A 20141-nucleotide genomic window follows, 5' to 3' on the forward strand; every position below is an offset into this window, starting at 1 on the left:
GAGGTGCGTCATGGCCAGGTTCGTGGACATCCACCCGGACAACCCGCAGCCGCGGCTGCTCGAGATGGTGGCCGAGGAGCTGCGCAACGACGCGCTGATCGCCTACCCGACCGACTCGGGCTACGCCCTCGGCTCCCGCATCGGCAACCGCGACGGCCGTGACCGGATCCTGCGCATCCGCGGGCTCGACGACCGCCACCACTTCACCCTCATCTGCAAGGACTTCTCCCAGCTCGGGCAGATGGTGCACGTCGACAACTCGGCGTTCCGCGCGATCCGCTCCGCGACGCCGGGTCCCTACACGTTCATCCTCCCGGCGATGCCGGAGGTGCCGAAGCGGTTGATGCACCCCAAGAAGAAGACCGTCGGCGTGCGTATCCCCGACCACACGTTCGTGCAGGCGCTGCTCGAGGTGCTCGGGGAGCCGCTGCTGTCGAGCTCGCTGATCCTGCCGGGGGAGACCGAGCCGCGCACGATCGGCTGGGAGGTCAAGGAGGAGCTCGACCACGAGGTCGACCTCGTCATCGAGGCAGGGGAGACCCCGGCCGAGCCCACGACCGTCGTCGACTGGTCCTCGGGCACCCCCGAGGTCACGCGTCGTGGTGCAGGAGACCCTGACCGCTTCGAGTGACCCGCTGGCGGACGTAGAGGGTGGACAGGCACAGGACGTAGCCGGAGACGAGCGCGAGGCTGTGCTCGGACAGCCCGGTGATGACCGCCTGCACCGTGCCGTCGTCGGGGTGGCCGATGACGGAGGGGCGGCTGACGCCGACCAGGACGAACACGCCGATCATCAGCAGCGGCGGCAGGACCCCGACGGTGAAGAAGTCCGAGGGGCGCACGGTCAGGGCGAGCGCGACGCAGAGGGCGACGAAGCACAGGTCGAAGAAGAAGCTGATGTGACCGCCCAGCAGCAGGTCGACCACGACCACGGTGAGGGCAGCAGCGATCCCGAGCGCGACGACCTGCCAGCCTGGCTCGCGCCCCTCCTCCCAGAGGGTCCGGGCGTGCGTCATAGTGCCTCGATCACAGAGCTACCGTATGGTCCTGGTCCGACTCGCCCGGGGCGACGCGCCGGGCGACCGCCCGCAGCTCCACGGCCCGCGGCGTCGGGAGCTCGTCGTCGGTCACCGACAGGTCGCTGAACCGGCGGGCCGCCACCAGCACCCGTGACTCCAGCGAGCCGACCGCCTGGTTGTAGTGACCGACGGCCGCATTGAGCGAGCGGCCGAGCTGGTCGACGTGGGTGACGAGCGTGCCGAGACGGGCATGGAGGTCGCGCCCGAGGCGGTGGATCTCGCGGGCCTGATCGGCGAGCGCCTCGTGGCTCCACCCGTGGGCGACCGTGCGCAGCAGCGCGATCAGCGTCGTCGGGGTGGCCAGCACGACCTGACGCGTCGCGGCGTAGTCGATCAGGTCGCCGTCGGCCTCCAGCGCGGCGGCCAGGAACGACTCGGCCGGCATGAAGAGCACCACGAACTCCGGGCTCTCCTCGAGCGACTTCCAGTAGGCCTTGGCGGCCAGTGCGTCGACGTGGGCGCGCACCTGTCGGGCATGCCGGGCGAGGTGACCGCTGCGCACGTCGTCGTCGTCGCACGAGGTGGCGTCGAGGTAGGCGTCGAGCGGCACCTTGGCATCAACGACGAGCTGTCGGTCGCCGACCAGCCGGACCACCAGGTCGGGCCGTCGGGCGCCGTCGTCGAGACGCACCTGCTCGGAAAAGTCGCACCGGTCGACCAGTCCGGCGAGCTCGACCGCCCGACGCAGGTGCAGCTCGCCCCAGCGACCCCGCACCTGCGGCTTGCGCAGGGCGGTCGACAGCGACTGGGTCTCGCGGCGCAGCGAATCGTTGGCGTGCCGCATGTCGAGCACCTGCTCGTGCAGCTGGCTCTGCCACGCGACCCGGTTGTGCTCGAGGTCGCGCATCTGGTCCTGCAACCGGTCGAGCCCCTCCTTGACCACCGCCTGGTCTGCCGCGCGCTGGTCGAGCGCGAGCGCGGCGCCCGCGCGTTCGTCGTACGACGAGTGGTCGCGGCCGCGGAGCAGCCCGGCGAGGTAGCCCACGAGGGCTCCGACGACGAGGCACAGCAGCAGCGCGGCGAGCAAGGTGACGGTCATGGGTCCAGCATGGACGCGACCACCGACAGTGCTTCGGAGGTCGCGCGTGACCGCTCAGATGTCGAGGAACGCGGCGAGCCAGACCTTGATCTCCGCGAGACACAGGTCGTCCACCTGACCGAAGGGCTCGCCGAGGCGGTCGCGGCTGAGTGTCCTCGACTGCTCCGACATCGCGAAGCAGTCCGGCAGGGCGCTCACCCCGGTCAGAGGGACGTGGTTGGGCCAGCCACGATCAGTCCGAGAGACGGGTACGACGACCGCCAGCGTCGTGACGACGTCGAGGTAGCCGTCGGAGGAGACCACGACCACCGGCCGTCGACCGGCCTGCTCCCGACCGACCGACGGGTCGAGCCAGGCCCACACAACGGCGCCTGGCCGCAGCGGCTTCATGCACCGAGGTCGGCGTCGAGCCACTCGTCGGTCTCGGCGGCGTAGGTGGCCAGCGCGTCGGCCGGCGTCGCGTCCATGGCCCGGCGCATCGCCTCGAACCGCAGTCCGCGATCCGCCGCGTCCGCCAGGCGCGACAGGTGCTCGCCCAGGCTCACGCGTGATGCCGCAGCTTGCGCCTTCAGTCGGTCACGCGTCTCGGGCGAGACCTTGATCGTCGTCATGGTCATACCAAAAGTATACGCGGGGCTGCGTGTGGGTCGACCCGTCAGTCAGCCAGGTCAACGACGACCGGGGCGTGGTCGGAGGCGCCGGTGCCGGCGCGCTCGTCCCGGTCGATGAACGCCCCGGTCACCCGTGAGGCGAAGGGTGCCGAGCCGAGCACGAAGTCGATGCGGAGCCCACGGTTGCGCTCGTAGCGCTGGCGGTAGTAGTCCCAGTAGGTGTAGACGTCCGGGCCCGGTGTGTGGGGCCGCACGACGTCGACGTAGCCGTCGTCGAGGAACGCCTGGAAGGCCGCACGCTCGGGTGGTGTCACGTGCGTGGAGGTCTTGAACTGCGCCATGTCGAAGACGTCCTCGTCCAGGGGTGCGATGTTCCAGTCGCCGACGAGCGCGGTCGGCCCCTCGCGCCAGTCGAGCGCAGCGGCCCGCAGGCGCGCGAGCCAGTCGAGCTTGTAGGCGTAGTGCGGGTCCTCGACCTTGCGACCGTTGGGCACGTAGAGCGACCACACGCGCACCCCTGCGCAGGTCGCGCCGATCGCCCGCGCCTCCGCGGTCAGGGGGTCGCCGAAGCCGGGCATCTCCTCGAAGCCGATCTGCACGTCCTCGAGCCCGACGCGGCTGATGATCGCAACGCCGTTCCACTGGTGGTAGCCGGCGGCCGCGACCTCGTAGCCCAGAGACTGCAGGCCCATCAGCGGCAGCTGGTCCTCGCGCGCCTTGGTCTCCTGGAGCGCAAGCACGTCGATGTCGTGGCGCTCGAGGAAGGCCTCGACCCGGCCGATGCGCGAGCGCAGGGAGTTGACGTTCCAGGTGGCCAGGCGCATCCACTCAGCCTAGGAGTGCCCGCACCCCGTCGAGCAGGCGGTCCACCTCGTCCTGGGTCGTGTAGGCCGCCAGCCCCACCCGTACGCCGCCCTCGTCGCCCAGCCCCGCGTGACGCGATGCCTCGAGCGCGTAGAAGTGGCTGGCCGGCGCGTTGACCGACAGCCCGCCGAGGTGTTCGTGGACCGCGCGCGGCGCGTGGCCGGCGACGGTGAACAGGACCGTCGGCGTACGACGAGCGGGTCGGCCGTGGAGGCTCACCCCGTCGATCCCGGCCAGCCCGTCGAGCAGGTGCCGGAGCAGCACGTCCTCGTGCTGCTCGAGCGTGGCCATCGAGACGAGGACGCGCTCGCGCCGCGAGCCCTGCCCCGGCACGAGGTCGGCGATGAAGTCGACCGCGGCGGTGACGCCGGCGAGCAGCTCGTAGGGGAGCGTGCCGAGCTCGAAGCGCTCGGGCACGGCGTCGCTCGACGGCAGCAGCTTGTCGGGCCGCAGCCCCTCCAGCAGGGACGGCGACGCGACGAGCGCGCCGAGGTGCGGGCCGAAGAACTTGTAGGGCGAGCAGACCAGGACATCGGCGCCGAGATCGACGAGGTCGACCGGTGCGTGCGGCGTCAGGTGGACGGCGTCGACGAACACCAGCGCACCGACCGCGTGCGCGGCGGCGGCCACCGCGGCGACGTCGGGCCGGGTGCCGAAGAGGTTGGAGGCGCCGGTCAGGGCCACGAGTCGCGTGCGCTCGCAGAGCAGCGGTGTCACGTCGTCGAGGTCGGTCGTGACGGGGTCGAAGCCCAGCCACCGCACGGTCGCCCCGGCCCGCTCGGCGGCGATCACCCAGGGCCGGATGTTGGCGTCGTGGTCGAGCCGCGTCACCACCACCTCGTCGCCGGGCCCCCAGCCCTGCGCCAGCGTGCGCGCGAGGTCCATCGTCAGCTGGGTCATCGAGCGTCCGAAGACGACGCCTCCCGGGTCGCCGCCGACGAGGTCGGCGATCGACTGGCGCGCGCCCACCGTCACCGAGTCCGTACGCCGTTCGCTCGCCGTCAGCGTGCCGCGCTGGCACAGCCCTGACGTCATCGCGTCCGCGACCGCCTGCGCCACGACGAGGGGCACCTGCGAGCCGCCGGGGCCGTCGAAGTGCGCCACGCCCTGGTCGAGCGCGGGGAAGTGCGAGCGGATGCGGCCGACATCGAGCTGAGGGTCGAGCAACGGAGCGCCCATCAGACGAAGGCGCTCTCGCCGGTGATCGCCCGACCGACGATCAGGGTGTTCATCTCGCGGGTGCCCTCGTAGGAATAGATGGCCTCCGCGTCGGCGACGAAGCGCCCCACGTGGTGCTCGAGCAGGATGCCGTTGCCGCCGAGGACCTCGCGGGCCCAGCCGACGGTCTCGCGCATCCGCACGGTGCTGTGCACCTTGCAGAGGGACGCGTGCTCGTCGCGCAGCAGACCGGCGTCCTGGAGTTGGGAGGCGCGCACATTCATCGCGGTCGACGCCGTCACGTTCGAGAGCATCTTGACCAGCAGGTCCTGCACCAGCTGGAAGGACGCGATCGGCCGGCCGAACTGCTCGCGCGACTTGGTGTAGCGCAGCGCGTGCTCGTAGGCGCCGCGGGCACAACCAGCGGCCTGCCAGGCCACGCCCATGCGGGTCACGCGCAGCACGTTGGCGGTGCTGGCGAAGCTTGTCGCCCCCTGCAACCGGTTGACCTCGGGGACGTGCACGTCCGTGAGGTGGATCTCGGCGTTCTGCACGACCCGCAGCGCGATCTTGTCCTGCTGCACGTCGAAGGTCATGCCCTCGGTGTCCTTCTCGACGACGAAGCCCTTGACCTCGCCGTCGTCCTCGTCGCGGGCCCAGATGACGACCAGGTCGGCGAAGGAGGCGTTGCCGATCCACTTCTTCTCGCCGTTGAGCACCCAGCCGTCGCCGTCGCGGCGGGCACTGGTCGCCAGGCCCTGCGAGATCGCCGAGCCGACGTCGGGCTCGGTCAGCCCGAAGGCGCCGATCAGCTCCACCCGCGCCATCGCCGGCAGCCAGCGCTCACGCTGCTCGTCGGACCCGCAGAGCTGGATCGAGCCCATGGCCAGCCCGCCGTGCACCCCCATGAACGTGCCGATCGACGGGTCGATCCGGCTGAGCTCCATCGCGACCATGCCGTCCACCAGGGCGCCGCGCGCCGGGCAGCCGGGTCCGTCGTAGGCCAGCCCGGCGATGCCGAGCTCGGCGAGCCCGGCGACGAGCTCGTGGGGGAACGCCCCGCGCGTCCAGTGCGCGTTGATGACCGGCTCCACCTCGCGCGTCATGAACGCCCGCACGCGGCTGAGCAGCTCGCGGTCCTCGTCGTCGAGGAGCAGCTCGAAGCCGAGGAAGTCGGAGAACGGGGAGTCCTCGAGCTCGCGGTGGGTCAGGGCCGAGTCGTGGGTCATGAGGGGGTCTCCTCGTTCAGGAACTGCTCCACCACAGGAGCCAGCTCGTCGGCCTCGGTGACGATGCCGAGGTGGCCACCGTCGTAGAGGTACAGGCGGGCGCGTGGGATGAGCCGGGCCTGCAGGCGGGGGTTGGCGACGGGGATGATCGGGTCGTCGGTGCCGCCCATGACCAGCGTGGGCTGCCGGATCAGACCGAGGAACGGCAGGCTGGACCAGCCGGTCATCGCGGCCAGCTGGTAGTAGTAGCCGCGCTTGGGGCCCGACCGCGTGACGGCGTGCAGCAGCTTGGCGCCCTTCTCGGGATCGTTGCGCATGGAGCCGCCGTAGATGTCGGCGGCGATGCGCCGCGCGTAGGCCGGGTCGCGGTGCCGCCGGGGCGTCGCCATCTTGGCCAGCACCGAGGGGTGGGCCGGGACCATCAGGAAGCCGGTGCCGGTCGCGACCAGCACCACCCGTCGTACGCGCTTGCGGGACTGGATCGCGAGCTGCTGGGCCAGGCCGCCGCCCCAGGACAGCCCGAGGACGTCGAACTCGCGGTGCCCGAGCTTGGTCATCAGCGCTGCGACCCAGGAGGCGAGCCCGGCGATGGGGTAGGGCGTGGGGGGCAGGGCGCTGCCACCGACACCGGGTACGTCGAAGCGCACGATGCCCCGCTCGGGGTCGAGCTGGTCGACGAGGGGTTGCAGCACCTCGAGCGAGACGCCGATGCCGTTGCAGAGCAGCAGGGGCGGCTCGTGCACGAAGCGACCCACGCCGGGACGCACCGAGACGCGCGCCGCCACCCCACGCACGGCAACGGTGCGCACGGTGTCGGGGGCTGCCAGGGGCGACTCAGCGGTCATGGACATAGGTCCCCGGAGCGTCGCACAGCGGCTCGAAGCGTGCGGAGCCGACCTTGCGCGGCTTGGTGCGTTCCGGCCCGGTGCGGGCGGCCAGCCAGGCGGCGTAGTCGTCCCACCAGGTGCCGTTGACCTGGCGGGCCCCGTCGAGCCACTCCGCCGCGCTGGCCGGGTTGGAGTCGGAGGTCTGGAAGCTGGCCCTCTCGTTGCCCGGGGGGTTGACCATGGCGGCGATGTGGCCGCTGGTCGAGAGGACGAAGCGGGAGTCGCCGCCGAAGAGCTGGGTGGTGCGGTAGCAGGACTCCCACTTGCACAGATGGTCGGCGATCCCCGCCACGACGTAGGAGTCGACGTCGATGTCGCCGAGGTCGACCGGGGTGCCCAGCATCGTGCAGCCCCCGGCCTTGGTGAGTGCGTTGCGCAGCGCGAGGTCCATGAAGTCACGGTGCATCCCGGCGGTCATGCGCACGGGGTCGGCGTTCCAGTAGAGGATGTCGAAGGCCTTGGGGGCGTGGCCCATCAGGTAGTTGTTGACCCAGTAGTTCCAGATCAGGTCGTTGGGCCGCAGCCACGCGAAGATCTCCGCGAGGGCCCGACCGTCGAGGTAGCCCTTGTCGCGTGACGCCCGCGTCGACGCGGCCGCGCCCTTGTGCGAGAGCAGGGCACTGGGCAGGCCCGCGTCGTGCTGGTCGAGGACCGTCACGGCGAGGCTGAACGCCGCCACCCGGTCGAGGTCGTCGGTCGCCGCCAGGTGCGCCATCACCATCGAGGCGAGCATGCCGCCCGAGCAGATGCCGAGCACGGCGACCTGCTCCTGACGGGAGATGACCTGGGCGGTCGTCATCGCCTCGAGGATCGCCTGGCCGTAGGTGTCCAGGCCCCAGTCGGCGTGCCGGGCGTCGGGGTTGCGCCAGGAGATGCAGTAGACCTGTTGACCGGCCTGGACCAGGTGCTCGACCAGGCTGCGTCGCTCGGCGAGGTCGATGACGTAGTACTTGTTGATCGTCGGCGGCACGATCAGCAGCGGCACCGTGCGGACCTTCGGGGTCTGCGGGGTGTACTGGATGAGCTCGAAGACGTCCGTGCGCAGCACGACCTGCCCGGGCGTCACGGCGAGGTCCTCGCCGACCTCGAAGGCGTCGGGCTCGACCATCGACGGCACCCGTGGCGCCGTGGCGAAGTCGCGCACGAAGCGCCGCCCGCCGGCCACGAGGTTGCCGCCACCGGTGTCGATGATCCGCTTGAGGACCTTGGGATTGAGCATGGGGTTGTTGCTGGGGGAGGACGCCTCGACCAGGTTGTCGACGATGAAGCCCATCCGCTGCTCGTCGCCGTGGCCCAGGCCGGCGTCGGCGACCAGGCCGCGGGCCGCCTCGCCGGCGACGAGGTAGGACTGCAGGGTCCGCTTGAGGAACGGGTTCTTGGCCCACGCCTCGTCGCTGAAGCGACGGTCCTTGGGGTGCGGTGCGATCTCCGAGCGGCCGACCTGCACGCGGGCCAGCTCGGCGCCCAGGCCGAGCGTGCGGCCGGCGAGGGTGCGGGGGTGGCGGGCCAGGCCGGCGGCGAACTTCACGCCGGAGATGCCGGGCAGGAAACGCCTGATCGGGCCGCGACTCGCATCAGCCAGCAGCAGGTCCAACGGGGTGCCCAGCTCGCTCACGCCGGGCTCGTCGTCGGCGCCCGCCTCGTGGATCCGCCGGTCGGCGTCGCGGGCCAGCCGCATGCTGGTGTCGGTCATGGGGGAGCCTCCGGGCGGCATTGATCGGCCTGTGACGGCCACAGACGTCAGCCATGAGTGTGACGGGCGACACCAAGATCGTCACCACCTGCGCGGATGAGACGGCGGGATAGGCGGGTCAGGCGCTGATCCGGGCCACAGCGGCGATCAGGGAGCTCGGGTCGGGGGCGTCCCCGGTCGACTGCAGGACCACGGTGTCGGCGCCGGCGCGTCCGAGGGCGTCGGCGACCTCGCGCACGCCTGCGTCGAGCGACGCCTCGTCGGGGTGCTTGCGGGGGTCGACCTCCGCGTAGACCACCACCAGGCCGCGGCCCTCACGCTCCGCCGGCCGTGACTCGTCGACCGACGCCCGGGCTCGTCGTACGGCGTCGACGTCCGCGACGGCGTCGAGCAGCACGCCGTCGGCCAGCTCGCCGGCCAGGCTGACGGTCTTGTCCCCACGCGCCCCGAGCAGCAGGGTCGGGGGCGACGCCGGAGGCCAGTCGAGCCGCACGGAGTCGAGGTGCACGTAGCGGCCGTCGACGTCGACCTCCTGGCCTGCCAGCAGGTCGCGCACCGCGGTGGTGTGCTCGCGCAGCAGGGTCATGGGTGAGTCGACGTGGGCGCCGACCTGCACCATCCAGGGCTGTACGCCGTGCCCCAGGGCGACCGCGAGCCGTCCGGGGAAGAGCCTGGCCAGCGTCGCGACCTCCATCGCGACCAGGGCCGGGTTGCGCAGCGGGACGGGCAGCAGGCCGATCCCGACGACGACACGCTCGGACCAGGCGAGCGCCGCGGCGGCGGTGGTGAGGCCGCCCTCGAGGAAGCAGTCCTCCCACAGCCACAGCTGAGGGGTCCCGCTGCGGTCCGCGTGCTCGACGACGGCGCGGATCTCCTCCGGTGGGGTCTGGGGACGCAGGACGACACCGAGCTCGGGCAGGGTCATGCGCCCACGAAACCACCTCCGGTCTCGTCGGCACGACCCGGTCCCTGCCCGCACTTCCAGGTCGTCCCCGGGGTGGGCACACTGGTGGCCGTGAGCGACATACCCACCCTTGACCACTTCCCGGCGCACGCGCAGGACAAGCTGCGCTACGGCGACACCGACCGTCAGGGGCACGTCAACAACGCCGTCTTCTCCTCCCTGCTGGAGACCGGCCGGGTCGAGGTGCTGCACGGCAGTGCAGGACCGCTGGCCGATGCCGGCTCGTCGTTCGTCATCGCGCGGTTGGTGCTCCAGTTCGTCGGCGAGCTGCAGTGGCCGGGCACGGTCGACATCGGCACGCGCGTCGCGCGGGTCGGTCGGTCCTCGGTGACCATGGAGCAGGCGATCTTCCAGGACGGGCGCTGCTGCGCGACCGGCGAGAGCGTCATCGTGCAGGTCGACGACGCCACCCGCACCTCCAAGGCGCTGTCCGTGGCCGCGGTGATGCGGCTCAAGGCGCTGACCACGTCCGGTTGAGGCTGGCTGATTCGTCGGGGGGACTCGGGTCTCCGTAGACTGCCCGCCCGTGGCACTCACCATCGGTATCGTCGGGCTCCCCAACGCGGGCAAGTCCACCCTCTTCAACGCCCTCACCAAGAACGACGTCCTCGCGGCGAACTACCCGTTCGCGACGATCGAGCCGAACGTCGGGGTGGTCGGCGTGCCCGACGACCGGCTGCCGCAGCTCGCGGAGGTCTTCGGCTCGGCCAAGCTGTTGCCGGCAACGGTGGAGTTCGTCGACATCGCCGGCATCGTCCGCGGCGCCTCCGAGGGGGAGGGGCTGGGCAACAAGTTCCTGTCCCACATCCGTGAGTCGGCGGCGATCTGCCAGGTGACGCGCGTCTTCCGCGACGAGGACGTCACGCACGTCGACGGCGAGGTCAACCCCGCCAGCGACATCTCCACGATCCAGACCGAGCTGATCCTCGCCGACCTGCAGACGGTCGAGAAGGCCATTCCGCGCCTGGAGAAGGAGGCGCGTGGCAACAAGTCGGTCACCGCCAATCTCGACGCCGCACGCGAGGCGCTGGGCTTCTTGGAGGCAGGGACGCCGATCATCGCGACCCGCGTGGATCGCGCGCTGATCCGCGAGCTGTCGCTGCTGACCGCCAAGCCGTTCATCTACGTCTTCAACTGCGACGCCGACGAGCTCTCCGACGAGTCGTTGAAGCAGACGATGCGCGACCTCATCGCGCCGGCCGAGGCGATCTTCCTCGACGCGAAGTTCGAGTCCGAGCTCGTCGACCTCGACGACGACGAGGAGGCGCGCGCGATGCTCGCCGAGATGGGCGTCGAGGAGCCCGGCCTCGACATGCTGGCCCGCGTCGGTTTCGCGACCCTCGGCCTCCAGACCTACCTCACCGCCGGCCCCAAGGAGACCCGCGCCTGGACCATCCCCCAGGGCGCCACGGCTCCCGAGGCGGCCGGTGTCATCCACACCGACTTCCAGCGTGGCTTCATCAAGGCCGAGATCGTCTCCTTCGACGACCTGATGGCCGCCGGTTCCATGCAGAAGGCCAAGGAGGCCGGCAAGGTGCGCATGGAGGGCAAGGACTACGTCATGGTCGACGGCGACGTCGTGGAGTTCCGCTTCAACGTGTGAATCGGCGTAAAAGCGCAGGTCAGAGGGGGTGTGGCTCCTCCCAGTCCGCACAGAGTCCGCAAGAAATTCAATCCGATTCGCTCGATAGACTTGGTTGTCGGCTTCTCCGTGAGCGGCTTCGAGCCATTGGCGCGGCTGTCTGCAGGTCGGTCTTCGAGTCGGAATGACGAGGCGCTCGGGAACGCCGCGGGGCGGGTGCCAGGCGTTCTCCAACGTGACCGCACAGGCGGTCCACTTGAATAGGCCTTCCGCGAGTCTGGTCGGGACCGTTGTGAGCGGTTCTGACGGTGCGAGACCCTAGACTCGAGCAGACAGGCGACGGGAGGTGGATCATGGCGGGCACGGGCGAACATTTCAAGGCGTTGGTGCGTAGTCACGCCAGTGGTGATGACGCCGCGTTCTACTCAGTCGCGTTGCAGGTTGCTGCAACAGCTGCACGACAGGGACACCACAAGCTCGCTGCGGACCTGAAGTCGGCTGTGGAGACCTCTCGGGCCTCGACCGTGTCGAAGGTGACCTCGATCGCGCGCCCGCGGGGTGACCTGGCGGATCTGGTGATCGCTTCCCATCCGACTGTCGGCTTAAAAGACTTGGTGCTCCCTGCAGAGTTGGCCTCCCAGGTCTCGCGGATCCTGACTGAACAACGGCAACGCAAGAATCTGCTCGACCATGGGTTCGAGCCGTGCCACCGGGTGCTTCTCGAAGGCCCCGCTGGCACCGGGAAGACCATGACGGCCGGGGTCCTCGCGCACGAGCTGTCGTTGCCTTTGCTGAGCATTCGGCTGGACAGCTTGATGAGTAAGTTCATGGGTGAGACCGCCAGCAAGTTGCGCATGATCTTCGAGGCGGCCGAAGAGCAGCGTGCGGTATACTTGTTCGACGAGTTCGATGCCCTGGGTGGAGATCGGACCGGTAATGATGTCGGCGAGGCACGCCGGATTCTGAACTCATTCTTGGTGTTCCTGGAGCGCAGCAGGAGCGAGAGTTTGATCATCGCTGCCACCAACCACCGCTCGATCCTGGACAAGGCGTTGTTCCGGCGTTTTGACATGGTCTTGGACTACGCGCTCCCAGACGCCAAACAAGGGGTCGCGGTCATGCGGGGGCGACTGGGTGCTCTGGCCAAGGGGGTGCGGTGGTCTGCCCTCACGCCTGCCATGGAAGGTCTCTCACATGCCGACCTGGTCCGTGCCTCGGAGGCCGCAGCGAAGACCGTGATCTTGAGTGGAGGCACCGGGATCACGATCGAGCACCTGCGCAGCGCGCTGGAGAATAGGCAGGCGGGCAGCCTTGGCTGAACCGCGCGAGCATCTGAGTCACCTCCTAGTAGAGAACAGATCCACTGACGAAGAGTTCCGTCGACGCGGGCGGGGTAACGCGAAAATCCGTCCCGTCGAGGACCGGGCAACCCACGGCCGCGGACGCCTCGGCGAGTTGCGGTCGGCGTTCGAGTCTGCGGAAGAGACCCGCGCCGAGTTGCTCACCGATGAGGAACTGCGGGCGCTGGGCACGGTGGTAACGCTTGAGGGCGACGAGTCCGACTACCCGATCGCACTCGATCGGCTCGAACGCCGCTCGGCACACCGCACAACCCCAAAGAGACCCAAATGGCTGCTCCTCTCGGTGATGCCAGCGCGACCTGACGACGGATTGCCCGAGCGGGCCACGGTTTGGGTCAGCGACGAGTACCGGGCCGACTTCCTCAAGCTCTTCGAGGACTACCTCGCTCTAGCAGGGCGCACGGGCAATCCGCGAAACAACGAACTTGTCGCGAACATTGCTCGGATCCGGGAGACGGTGCTTGCTGATCTGTGGCAGTCCGAGGGGGAACCGCCTGCGGTCGAGACCGTGTGGTGGGAGATCTGGTTGCGCCCTGGAGCCGACGGCTCGGGGCTGCTAAGCAGGTTCGCCCAGGCGAACGACCTATCCATCTCAGCGCGCGTACTGCGCCTGATCGACCGAGACGTCATGTGGATCCAGGCCACCTGGGAACAGCTGCAGGTACTGCCGTTTACTGCGATCCCCGTCGCAGAGATTCGTCGCCCTGAGTTCGTGGATTCGATCGAAGACCTGACCGTGGAGGAGCGGGCCGAGTACGTCGAAGACCTGGTCGAACGTGTGGAACCAGCGGCGGCGGACGCACCGGCGGTGTGCCACCTCGATACGGGTGTGGCCCGCACTCACGTCTTGTTGGAGAACTCCCTCGCGCCGCAGGATCTCCACACGGTCATCGGGACCAGCGGTTTCGACCGGAACGGACACGGCACGAAAATGGCCGGCATCGGACTCTTCGGCGATCTCGACCCACTCTTGTTTGGAACCCAGACGGTTGCCCTGAGGCATCGCCTGGAGTCGGTGCGCATCCTGCCGCAGGCGAGCGAACCGCAACACGATCCGCTTGCCTATGGTGATGTGATGGCGCAGGCAGTGTCCTTGCCGGAGATCGTCTCGCCGCGCGAGCGCGTGTTCTGCATGCCGGTGACGACCAAGAGCGACACGCCAGGCAACCCGGGCCAGCCGACCCTGTGGTCAGCGACCGTCGACGCCCTCGCCGTGGGTGCTGATGTCGTCCGCAACGGCGACGAACTCGCGTTGATCGCGGCCCCGGACCCGAGCCGGGCCCGCCTCATCGTGATCTCAGCCGGAAACGTCGACAACTACGTTGCAGACCACCTCGACGAGTCCGACCTGTCACCGATGCGGGATCCTGCACAGTCATGGAATGCGTTGACTATTGGCGCGCACACCGAACTGGTGGCCCCACCGACGGATCCGGCCTATGCGGGGTGGGACGTCGTCGCCAACGACGGCGAGCTGTCGCCGTACAGTCGCACGTCGCTGGTGTTCGGCAACATCCCGTGGCCGGTCAAGCCGGATATCGTGATGGAGGGCGGAAACGTGCTCCACGACGGCGGGTCGCTCTTCGAGACAGGTGTCCCCGCGCTCTCGACGCGCACCACCGGCCACACCAACAATCTTGCAGTCACCTCCGCCCACGCCACCAGTGCGGCAACCGCACGTGCCTCGCACCTCGCCGCTCTCGCGATGGCGACCTACCCCGAGTACTGGCCCGAGACCATCCGGGCGCTCCTGGTCCACGGTGCCGAGTGGACCCCGGCCATGCGGGCGGCCCTCAGGGAGGCCCGCAAGTCGGGCCGCAAAACCCAGCAGCTCATGCTGCGTCGCTACGGGTGGGGGGTTCCCACCGAAGACCGGGTCCTCTACTCCACAGACCAGGCGGTCACGCTCGTCGTCCAGGACGAGTTCGTCCCGTTCGAAGGTGACGCCTTCAGGATCCCCGCCTTCCGCCTGCATGACCTGCCCTGGCCACGGGCAGTCCTCGAGGAACTTGGTGATGCTCGGGTTGACCTGCGGGTCAGCTTGTCCTACTTCATCGAACCCACGGCATCGCGGCGCGGCTGGCGGCAGCGCTATCGCTACGCGTCACACCAACTGCGGTTCGAACTGCAGGACCCGCTCGAGAACGAGTCACAGTTTGTGCAGCGGGTCAATCGGGACGCTCGGACCGAGGAGGCCGGCGGACGACCTCAGGGCGGACAGGTCAACTGGTTGATCGGTGCCAATCAGCGCAACCTGGGATCGCTTCACCAAGACATTTGGGAGACATCCGGGATCGAACTCGCCCAGTCCGGCCAGCTCGCTGTCTATCCCGTCGGCGGTTGGTGGAAGAACAACGCGATCAAGGCCCGCATCGACCAACCCGTGCGCTACGCACTGGTCGTCTCGCTGAAGACCGCTGAACAGGAGATCGACCTCTATACCCCGATCGCAAACACCCTCCAGATCCCAACGGCCATCACCATCGAATGACTTGAAAGATGGTTCGGTTCGGTTGTTGCCGACCGTCTCCGTGTGGGACAGCGCCGATGCCGGCGGTGAGCTCCTAGGTTCGGGTGGTCTCGGAATGGAGTGTGTGCGCCGCCTTGAGCGCGTCAAATCTGGATACCACCTACGCCCGGCAGGACGGGTTGAACATCCCCAGCCCCTAGGGACGCGGCCCAAGACGCCGTCGACGGACACTTACCAAACGCGGCGTGAGTGCTGACTCTCGTGATCAGTGAAGACGGGACAGGCCCTCCGCAAGCTCGGGCGATTCCTCGTGTCCGAGGGACGCGGACATGATCGATTCCGCCGCCCGCCTGGTGCGGTCCTCGGCGGTCGGCCAGAGGTGTGCGTAGGTGTTGAGCGTCGTAGTCGCTTTCGCGTGGCCGAGCGACCGCTGGACGGTCACGACGTCGCACCCGGCCGCGATGAGGCCCGAGGCATAGAAGTGCCGCAGGTCGTGGAGCTTGATTCCTGTCAGGCCGGCGTCGCGCAGCGTCTTGCGCCACCAGTAGCCGACGGTGTTCTGGTGCGGAGGGTCGTCGTCATCACCGATGAAGAGCCATCGATCCTTTCCCGTGGTGCCTTGGGCGGCGACGTGCTCGGCGAGCACGTGGACAAGGCTGTCGGCGAGGAAGACGATGCGCTCAGAGCCGTACTTCGGCGCCCTTACATCGATCGCCCCGCCGTTGACGCGCTGCACCTGCCGGGTGACCTTCAGCGACTTGCGAAGGAAGTCGACGTCACCGAGCTGGACCCCGGCAGCCTCGCCCAGCCGCAGGCCGGCGAATGCGCAGAGGGCGATGAATGGCTGGAACCATTCGTCGGCTACGGCCATGAGCTGCCCGACCTCCTCCGGAGCGGGGATCGACATGGCGACGTCCGCGCGACGGCCGCGGGGGAGGCGTACGCCGTCGGTCGGGTCAGAGCCGATTACCCGGTCCTTCACCGCGGCGCGGAACACCGACCTGACGTTGACGTACCGCGTCTTGATCGTGCCGGGGGCGAGCCCGGCGGCGTCCATCTGCTTGATCCAGGTCTCGACGTCTGAGCGCCGGACCTGCTTCATCGGCTTCCCCGCGAATGGCACGGATCTCGCCGCCAGCGACATCGCGAGCACGGTGCCGGGTGCCCAGACCTGGCGGGCCGACCACTCGCCGAAGAACGCCGCGAACGTGATCCGTCCGGCCTTGGGATCGGCGTACGCGCCGGTGACCACGGCCGAGGTGACCTGGTCCAGCCACTGCTGGGCGTCGATCTTCCGATCGAAATGCCGCGAGTGCTCCTTGCCGGCCTCGTCGCGGTACCGCGCCCGCCACTTGCCGTTGGTTCGCTTGGCGATGTTTCCCGACATGGTGATACTCCTTCCAGGATCGCTCCATCGTCTCTCTTAGATCCGACGGTGGGGCAGGTTCAGCGGTGGTTCTGGGGACGGTTGGTCTGCTCGGTGAGCCAGAGGACGAGGTCGGCTCGCCAGTAGCGGACGTGGCGGCCGACCTTGAAGCTGCGGGGCCCACTCCCGAGGTGACGCCAGTAGCGCAGGGTGCCCTCGGGAACGCGGAGGAAGCGGCAGGCTTCCTGGAGGCTCAGCATCTCGTCGCCGAGGCTCGTCGACGGGCGGCGGTTGTTGTCGGGGTTCATCCGCTCTGCGGTCATCGTGGTGCTCCTTGCTGGTCGATGAGGCCAAGCGGTTCTCGACCTCATCCAGTAGGTGTGCGGGCCAGACCAATCGATGATCAGCGATATCCTGTGGTCGTGGAGCCGACGAAGACGATCATCGAAGTCGCCCGCAAGGCCGCGGGCTTGTCCCAGCACCAGTTGGCGATGTGGGCGGGGACCCAGCAGTCGTCGGTCTCGGAGTACGAGTCCCGCCGCAAGTCCCCAACCTTTGAGGTGGTGGAGAGGCTCTTGGAGGCTGCCGACGCCGAACTCGCGATCAAGCCGATCATCGACTTCGACGTTCGGCAGGACGCCGAGATCGGCCAGTACCTGGTGCCCGAGCGGCTGTGGTCGGTGCCGATGCCCGACTGCTTCAGCAAGATCCAAGTGCTGGGGTACCTGTTTAAGTCCCGCAGGCCGCGCGTGTGGGACCTCTCGGTCGAGGCCGAGCGCATCGACTACTACGAGTGGGTCATCGTTCGTGGGACTACCGAGCTGATGCTCGACTCCGTCGACGGGATCCTGTTGATGCAGGTCTGGGAGCGCCTGAACCTCCCGGAGGTGATCCGTGAAACGTGGCAGCCGGTGATCGACGCGGCCGCAGCGGGTCAGGACATGGAGCCGCGCGATCCGGCCGGGTTCAGCGCATGGCTCGCCAAGGAGATCGGCGTCGAGTGGCGGCCAGTCCGCAGGCGCAAGCGCCGTCACTGACTTCAGATGCCGATCCCGCCGCCGGATGCCGGGATTGGCGGTCGCGGTTCGTCCACCGTCCGATCCCGCTTCTGGATGCCGTACCGATCGACCGCGTCGATCGCCTGCCGCTTCGCGTGGGCGGGGCCGAGGTCAGCGCGGTCACGGGCGAAGACCTCGACCCACTGCCTGCGGGCTTCCTCGACGGACTCGGCCACCACGTGCGCGGTGTTGCCGTTTCGGCCTCGGGTCATGGCGACGTACGCCGCCGCGGCGCCGGTGGTGTCCCCGATGGCGACGTGCGCTCGGTCGACGGTCTCGCCTTGTGCCCCGTGGACGGTGGTGGCGTAGGCGAGCTCGACGAACCGGGTCGCGTACGCCGCCGGGACCTCCCGGTCGCGCCCGAGCCCGCGAAGGACCAGACCGCCGTCCTCGCCGATGCCGGCCACGGTCCACGTCTGGCGGTTCGCGACCCCGAGGTCGGGGTCGTTGCGGCGGGTGGCGACACGGTCCCCGAGCCCGATTCTTTCGCCGCGAGTGGTCACCATCGATTCGCCGGTGGCGGTTTCGGCGCGTCGCTGGTCGCGGATCGCGGCGTTCAGGCGGGCGACCTGCTCGCGGGTATCGGCAACGACGAGGCCTCCGGCCGCGCCCGCCTCGGCGAGGGCGAAGTCGCGTTCGATGTCGCTGGGGTGGATAACTGTCGACCCGCGGCGATGCAACGCGTCGAAGACGGCGGCAGGATCGTCGCCGGTACGCATGCGCAGGGACAGCGCGGCGTAGCCGGGGTCGGTGAACCGGTGCACCTTCTCCAAGGACACGACCGCGGTGGGGTGGGCCCAGGCGAGGGCGTGGTCCAGGACCCCGCCGCGTCCGACCGAGGGGAGCTGGTGCCGGTCGCCGACGAGGGCGACCCGCGCCCCGGCCTCGTCGGCGACCGTCAGGAGCGCGCAGGCGGTGTCCTGATCCAGCATGCCCGCCTCATCGACCAGCAGCAGGTCCCCTGGTCGCAGTCGGGCGGCCGGGACGGGGGTGGCGTCGGGGCGCCGTGCCCAGTGCCCGTCGTCGTCCCATCGCCAGCCGTGCTGGTGGATCAGCCAGGCGGCTGAGCGCCCGTCAGCGCCAGTCTCCGCGGCAGCGACCTCGGCCGCCTTCAACGTCGGCGACACCACCAGTAGCCGATGTCCCTGCCGAGCCAGAACGGCTTGCGCCGACCTCAGCGCGGTGGTCTTGCCTGTGCCGGCTGCGCCCTCCACGACGACCAGCTGGCCGTCACCCGCCAGGGCGCCGACGACGGCGGCCTGGCTGGGGTCGACCCGCGTCAGCCCGCGCCCTTGCAGCCGGACGTGTCTGGCGGGTTTCTCGGCGCGGCGGGCGAGGCGGTGGACGAGGTCCGCCTCCACCTTCACCACGTGCTGGGATGTCAGCGAGCGGACATGTTCGGGCACGTCGGGTGAGGCGAGCAGCCGAACACAGCGTGTGGCGGCGCGGGCGGTCACGTCCTCGGCCAAGTCGATCCGCGCTGAGGGCTCGGCAACCAGGTTGGTCTGGGCCAGCAGGACCTCGACCTTGCCGCGGATGTCGGCGGCGTTCCACGCCGACCGCTTCGCCCCGAGCTGGGAGATCACCCAGTCCGCAGCCCCGTCCCGGTCGATCCAGCCCACCTGGGTCGCTTCGAGCACGGCCGGGGCGGCTGGGTCGAGGTAGCCCAAGTCGCGTAGCTCGGCGTTCCACCGCGCGACCAGGTCATTGCCGTCCGTGGGGACGACCTTGTCCGGCCGCGCATCGGCCCACGCCCGCCGATCCCACGCCTCGCGCAGCCGTGGCCCCGGTTCCTCACCGGGATGCTCGCGCCGCCACTCAGCTTCGTAGCGGTCGATGTTGCGGTGGATCTGACTGGTCCGAGCGCTGAACGCCCCGACGTACGGCGCGAGCTGTTCGATCTCCCCGCTTTCGGCGTCCAGGGTGTAACCGCGGGCAGCGAGGACCGCCCGGAACTCCGGGTTCGTGGCGACCGCTGCGTGGCCGATGCCGTTGATGGCCTCGATTATGTCGCGCACCCCGACCGAGTGCAGGCCCCGCCAGGCACCGATGGCAAAGACGCGAGCATTGACCTGAAGGTGCAGATGCCGATGCGGGTCGCCGGCCCGCGACGTGTAGTGCCGGATCGCGGCGGCCTCGATCCGCTCGACCGGCACCTGCACCTGGCGTCCACGCGGACCGACCCGGGTCGTCGCGTGTTGTGCGACCCAGCCGACAATCTCGACGGCGGCCTCGTCCTGAGCCTCGTCCAGCGCCTCCGACACCTCTGGATGTAGCGCGGCGGCCAGTGACCAGGTCTTGGGTCCGTTGACGGTGACCTCGACGAACCGCAGCGCGTTCGCGTCCTCGCGAACCCGACCCTTCTTGCGACCGGTGTCAACGTCTATCCCGGCGACCCATTGCTCGTATGCGTCCCCGTCCATCGGGCCGGCTCTCGCGACACCATCCGGGGTCGCAGTGAGTCGCTCGGCGACGCCGGTGCCCTCGCCGAGGTAGTAGTCATCGGCCCGCGAACGGTCGCGCTCGACGTAGGCGCGGGCAGCCTTCGCCGCACCGCGGTAGAACTTCACCCCGCCGTGCATGCAGATCACCGCCTCCACGACGTCCGTCGACAACCAACGGACCTTTAGAAATGCCGCGTGGGCCGCCCGATCACGGGCGACCCATCGACGTCCTTCGTAGCATGCGTGCCGCATGGAAAGGGAGGGGTAGAGAGAGCAGGAAGGGAGGTATTTGGAGAGGATTGTGAGAACCGTGGAGAGTCAATGGGGATCAATGAT

General features: G+C 69.2%; 19 protein-coding genes. 6 read left to right on the plus strand and 13 right to left on the minus strand.

Going from position 1 to position 20141, the window contains the following annotated elements; all coding sequences use genetic code 11:
- The first annotated feature begins 10 nt into the window (after positions 1-10).
- The gene (locus BM204_RS12350; RefSeq protein ID WP_091113730.1) at positions 11-631 is read left to right on the plus strand and encodes an L-threonylcarbamoyladenylate synthase; all 621 of its coding nucleotides are present in this window, start codon (positions 11-13) and stop codon (positions 629-631) included.
- Here the strand turns inward: BM204_RS12350 and BM204_RS12355 are convergent.
- From BM204_RS12355 to BM204_RS12400, 10 genes are all read right to left on the minus strand, one after another.
- On the minus strand, positions 591-1016 hold the full coding sequence (locus tag BM204_RS12355; protein ID WP_091113733.1) for a DUF6542 domain-containing protein: 426 nt from the start codon (positions 1014-1016) through the stop codon (positions 591-593). The genes BM204_RS12350 and BM204_RS12355 overlap by 41 nt on opposite strands.
- Positions 1017-1026: 10 nt before the next feature.
- On the minus strand, positions 1027-2118 hold the full coding sequence (locus BM204_RS12360; protein WP_091113734.1) for a DNA recombination protein RmuC: 1092 nt from the start codon (positions 2116-2118) through the stop codon (positions 1027-1029).
- Positions 2119-2172: 54 nt separating this feature from the next.
- Positions 2173-2508 carry a type II toxin-antitoxin system PemK/MazF family toxin gene (locus BM204_RS12365; protein ID WP_091113737.1) on the minus strand — a complete coding sequence of 112 codons (336 nt, stop codon included), beginning with the start codon at positions 2506-2508 and terminating at the stop codon, positions 2173-2175.
- A complete protein-coding gene (locus BM204_RS12370; RefSeq protein ID WP_091113739.1) occupies positions 2505-2735 on the minus strand; it encodes a hypothetical protein in 231 nt (76 codons plus the stop codon). The genes BM204_RS12365 and BM204_RS12370 overlap by 4 nt, the downstream gene beginning before the upstream one ends.
- A 38-nt stretch (positions 2736-2773) precedes the next feature.
- Positions 2774-3553: an exodeoxyribonuclease III gene (locus BM204_RS12375; protein ID WP_091113741.1), complete on the minus strand. Its 780-nt coding sequence runs from the start codon at positions 3551-3553 to the stop codon at positions 2774-2776.
- 4 nt (positions 3554-3557) lie between these two features.
- On the minus strand, positions 3558-4772 hold the full coding sequence (locus BM204_RS12380) for a cysteine desulfurase-like protein (RefSeq protein ID WP_091113744.1): 1215 nt from the start codon (positions 4770-4772) through the stop codon (positions 3558-3560).
- Positions 4772-5980 (minus strand): acyl-CoA dehydrogenase family protein, encoded by a 1209-nt coding sequence (locus BM204_RS12385; RefSeq protein ID WP_091113746.1) that lies wholly within the window; start codon positions 5978-5980, stop codon positions 4772-4774. Before BM204_RS12385 ends, BM204_RS12380 begins: the two co-directional genes overlap by 1 nt.
- Complete coding sequence (gene phaZ / locus BM204_RS12390; RefSeq protein WP_091113749.1) at positions 5977-6825, minus strand: poly(3-hydroxyalkanoate) depolymerase; 849 nt, start codon at positions 6823-6825, stop codon at positions 5977-5979. Before phaZ ends, BM204_RS12385 begins: the two co-directional genes overlap by 4 nt.
- Entirely contained in the window at positions 6815-8560 is a 1746-nt protein-coding gene (locus BM204_RS12395; RefSeq protein ID WP_218031194.1) for a PHA/PHB synthase family protein, read from the minus strand. Before BM204_RS12395 ends, phaZ begins: the two co-directional genes overlap by 11 nt.
- 118 nt (positions 8561-8678) lie before the next feature.
- Positions 8679-9485, minus strand: coding sequence for an LLM class flavin-dependent oxidoreductase (locus BM204_RS12400; protein ID WP_218031195.1), 807 nt, complete (start codon positions 9483-9485; stop codon positions 8679-8681).
- A 90-nt stretch (positions 9486-9575) separates the two neighbouring features.
- Between BM204_RS12400 and BM204_RS12405 the strand changes: the two genes are divergently transcribed.
- The 4 genes from BM204_RS12405 to BM204_RS12420 all read left to right on the plus strand — a co-directional run bounded on the left by BM204_RS12405 (position 9576) and on the right by BM204_RS12420 (position 14958).
- The gene (locus BM204_RS12405) at positions 9576-10001 is read left to right on the plus strand and encodes an acyl-CoA thioesterase (protein ID WP_091113959.1); all 426 of its coding nucleotides are present in this window, start codon (positions 9576-9578) and stop codon (positions 9999-10001) included.
- A 49-nt stretch (positions 10002-10050) separates the two neighbouring features.
- Positions 10051-11127, plus strand: a complete 1077-nt coding sequence (gene ychF / locus BM204_RS12410) for a redox-regulated ATPase YchF (RefSeq protein WP_091113751.1) — start codon at positions 10051-10053, stop codon at positions 11125-11127.
- Between the two features lie 332 nt (positions 11128-11459).
- Positions 11460-12425, plus strand: coding sequence for an AAA family ATPase (locus BM204_RS12415; RefSeq protein WP_091113753.1), 966 nt, complete (start codon positions 11460-11462; stop codon positions 12423-12425).
- Complete coding sequence (locus tag BM204_RS12420; RefSeq protein WP_091113755.1) at positions 12418-14958, plus strand: S8 family peptidase; 2541 nt, start codon at positions 12418-12420, stop codon at positions 14956-14958. The genes BM204_RS12415 and BM204_RS12420 overlap by 8 nt, the downstream gene beginning before the upstream one ends.
- Positions 14959-15202: 244 nt before the next feature.
- On the opposite strand, the gene BM204_RS12425 is transcribed toward BM204_RS12420, so the two are convergent.
- Together BM204_RS12425 and BM204_RS12430 are read right to left on the minus strand one after the other, a co-directional pair.
- The gene (locus BM204_RS12425; protein ID WP_091113758.1) at positions 15203-16324 is read right to left on the minus strand and encodes a tyrosine-type recombinase/integrase; all 1122 of its coding nucleotides are present in this window, start codon (positions 16322-16324) and stop codon (positions 15203-15205) included.
- A 59-nt stretch (positions 16325-16383) separates the two neighbouring features.
- Positions 16384-16626 (minus strand): helix-turn-helix domain-containing protein, encoded by a 243-nt coding sequence (locus BM204_RS12430; protein ID WP_246166220.1) that lies wholly within the window; start codon positions 16624-16626, stop codon positions 16384-16386.
- 99 nt (positions 16627-16725) lie between these two features.
- Between BM204_RS12430 and BM204_RS12435 the strand changes: the two genes are divergently transcribed.
- Complete coding sequence (locus BM204_RS12435; RefSeq protein ID WP_170259135.1) at positions 16726-17340, plus strand: helix-turn-helix domain-containing protein; 615 nt, start codon at positions 16726-16728, stop codon at positions 17338-17340.
- 2 nt (positions 17341-17342) lie between these two features.
- On the opposite strand, the gene mobF is transcribed toward BM204_RS12435, so the two are convergent.
- Complete coding sequence (gene mobF, locus BM204_RS12440) at positions 17343-19976, minus strand: MobF family relaxase (RefSeq protein WP_246166221.1); 2634 nt, start codon at positions 19974-19976, stop codon at positions 17343-17345.
- Positions 19977-20141 lie beyond the last annotated feature (165 nt).

It is taken from the genome of Nocardioides psychrotolerans (assembly GCF_900113685.1).
GTDB lineage: Bacteria > Actinomycetota > Actinomycetes > Propionibacteriales > Nocardioidaceae > Nocardioides > Nocardioides psychrotolerans.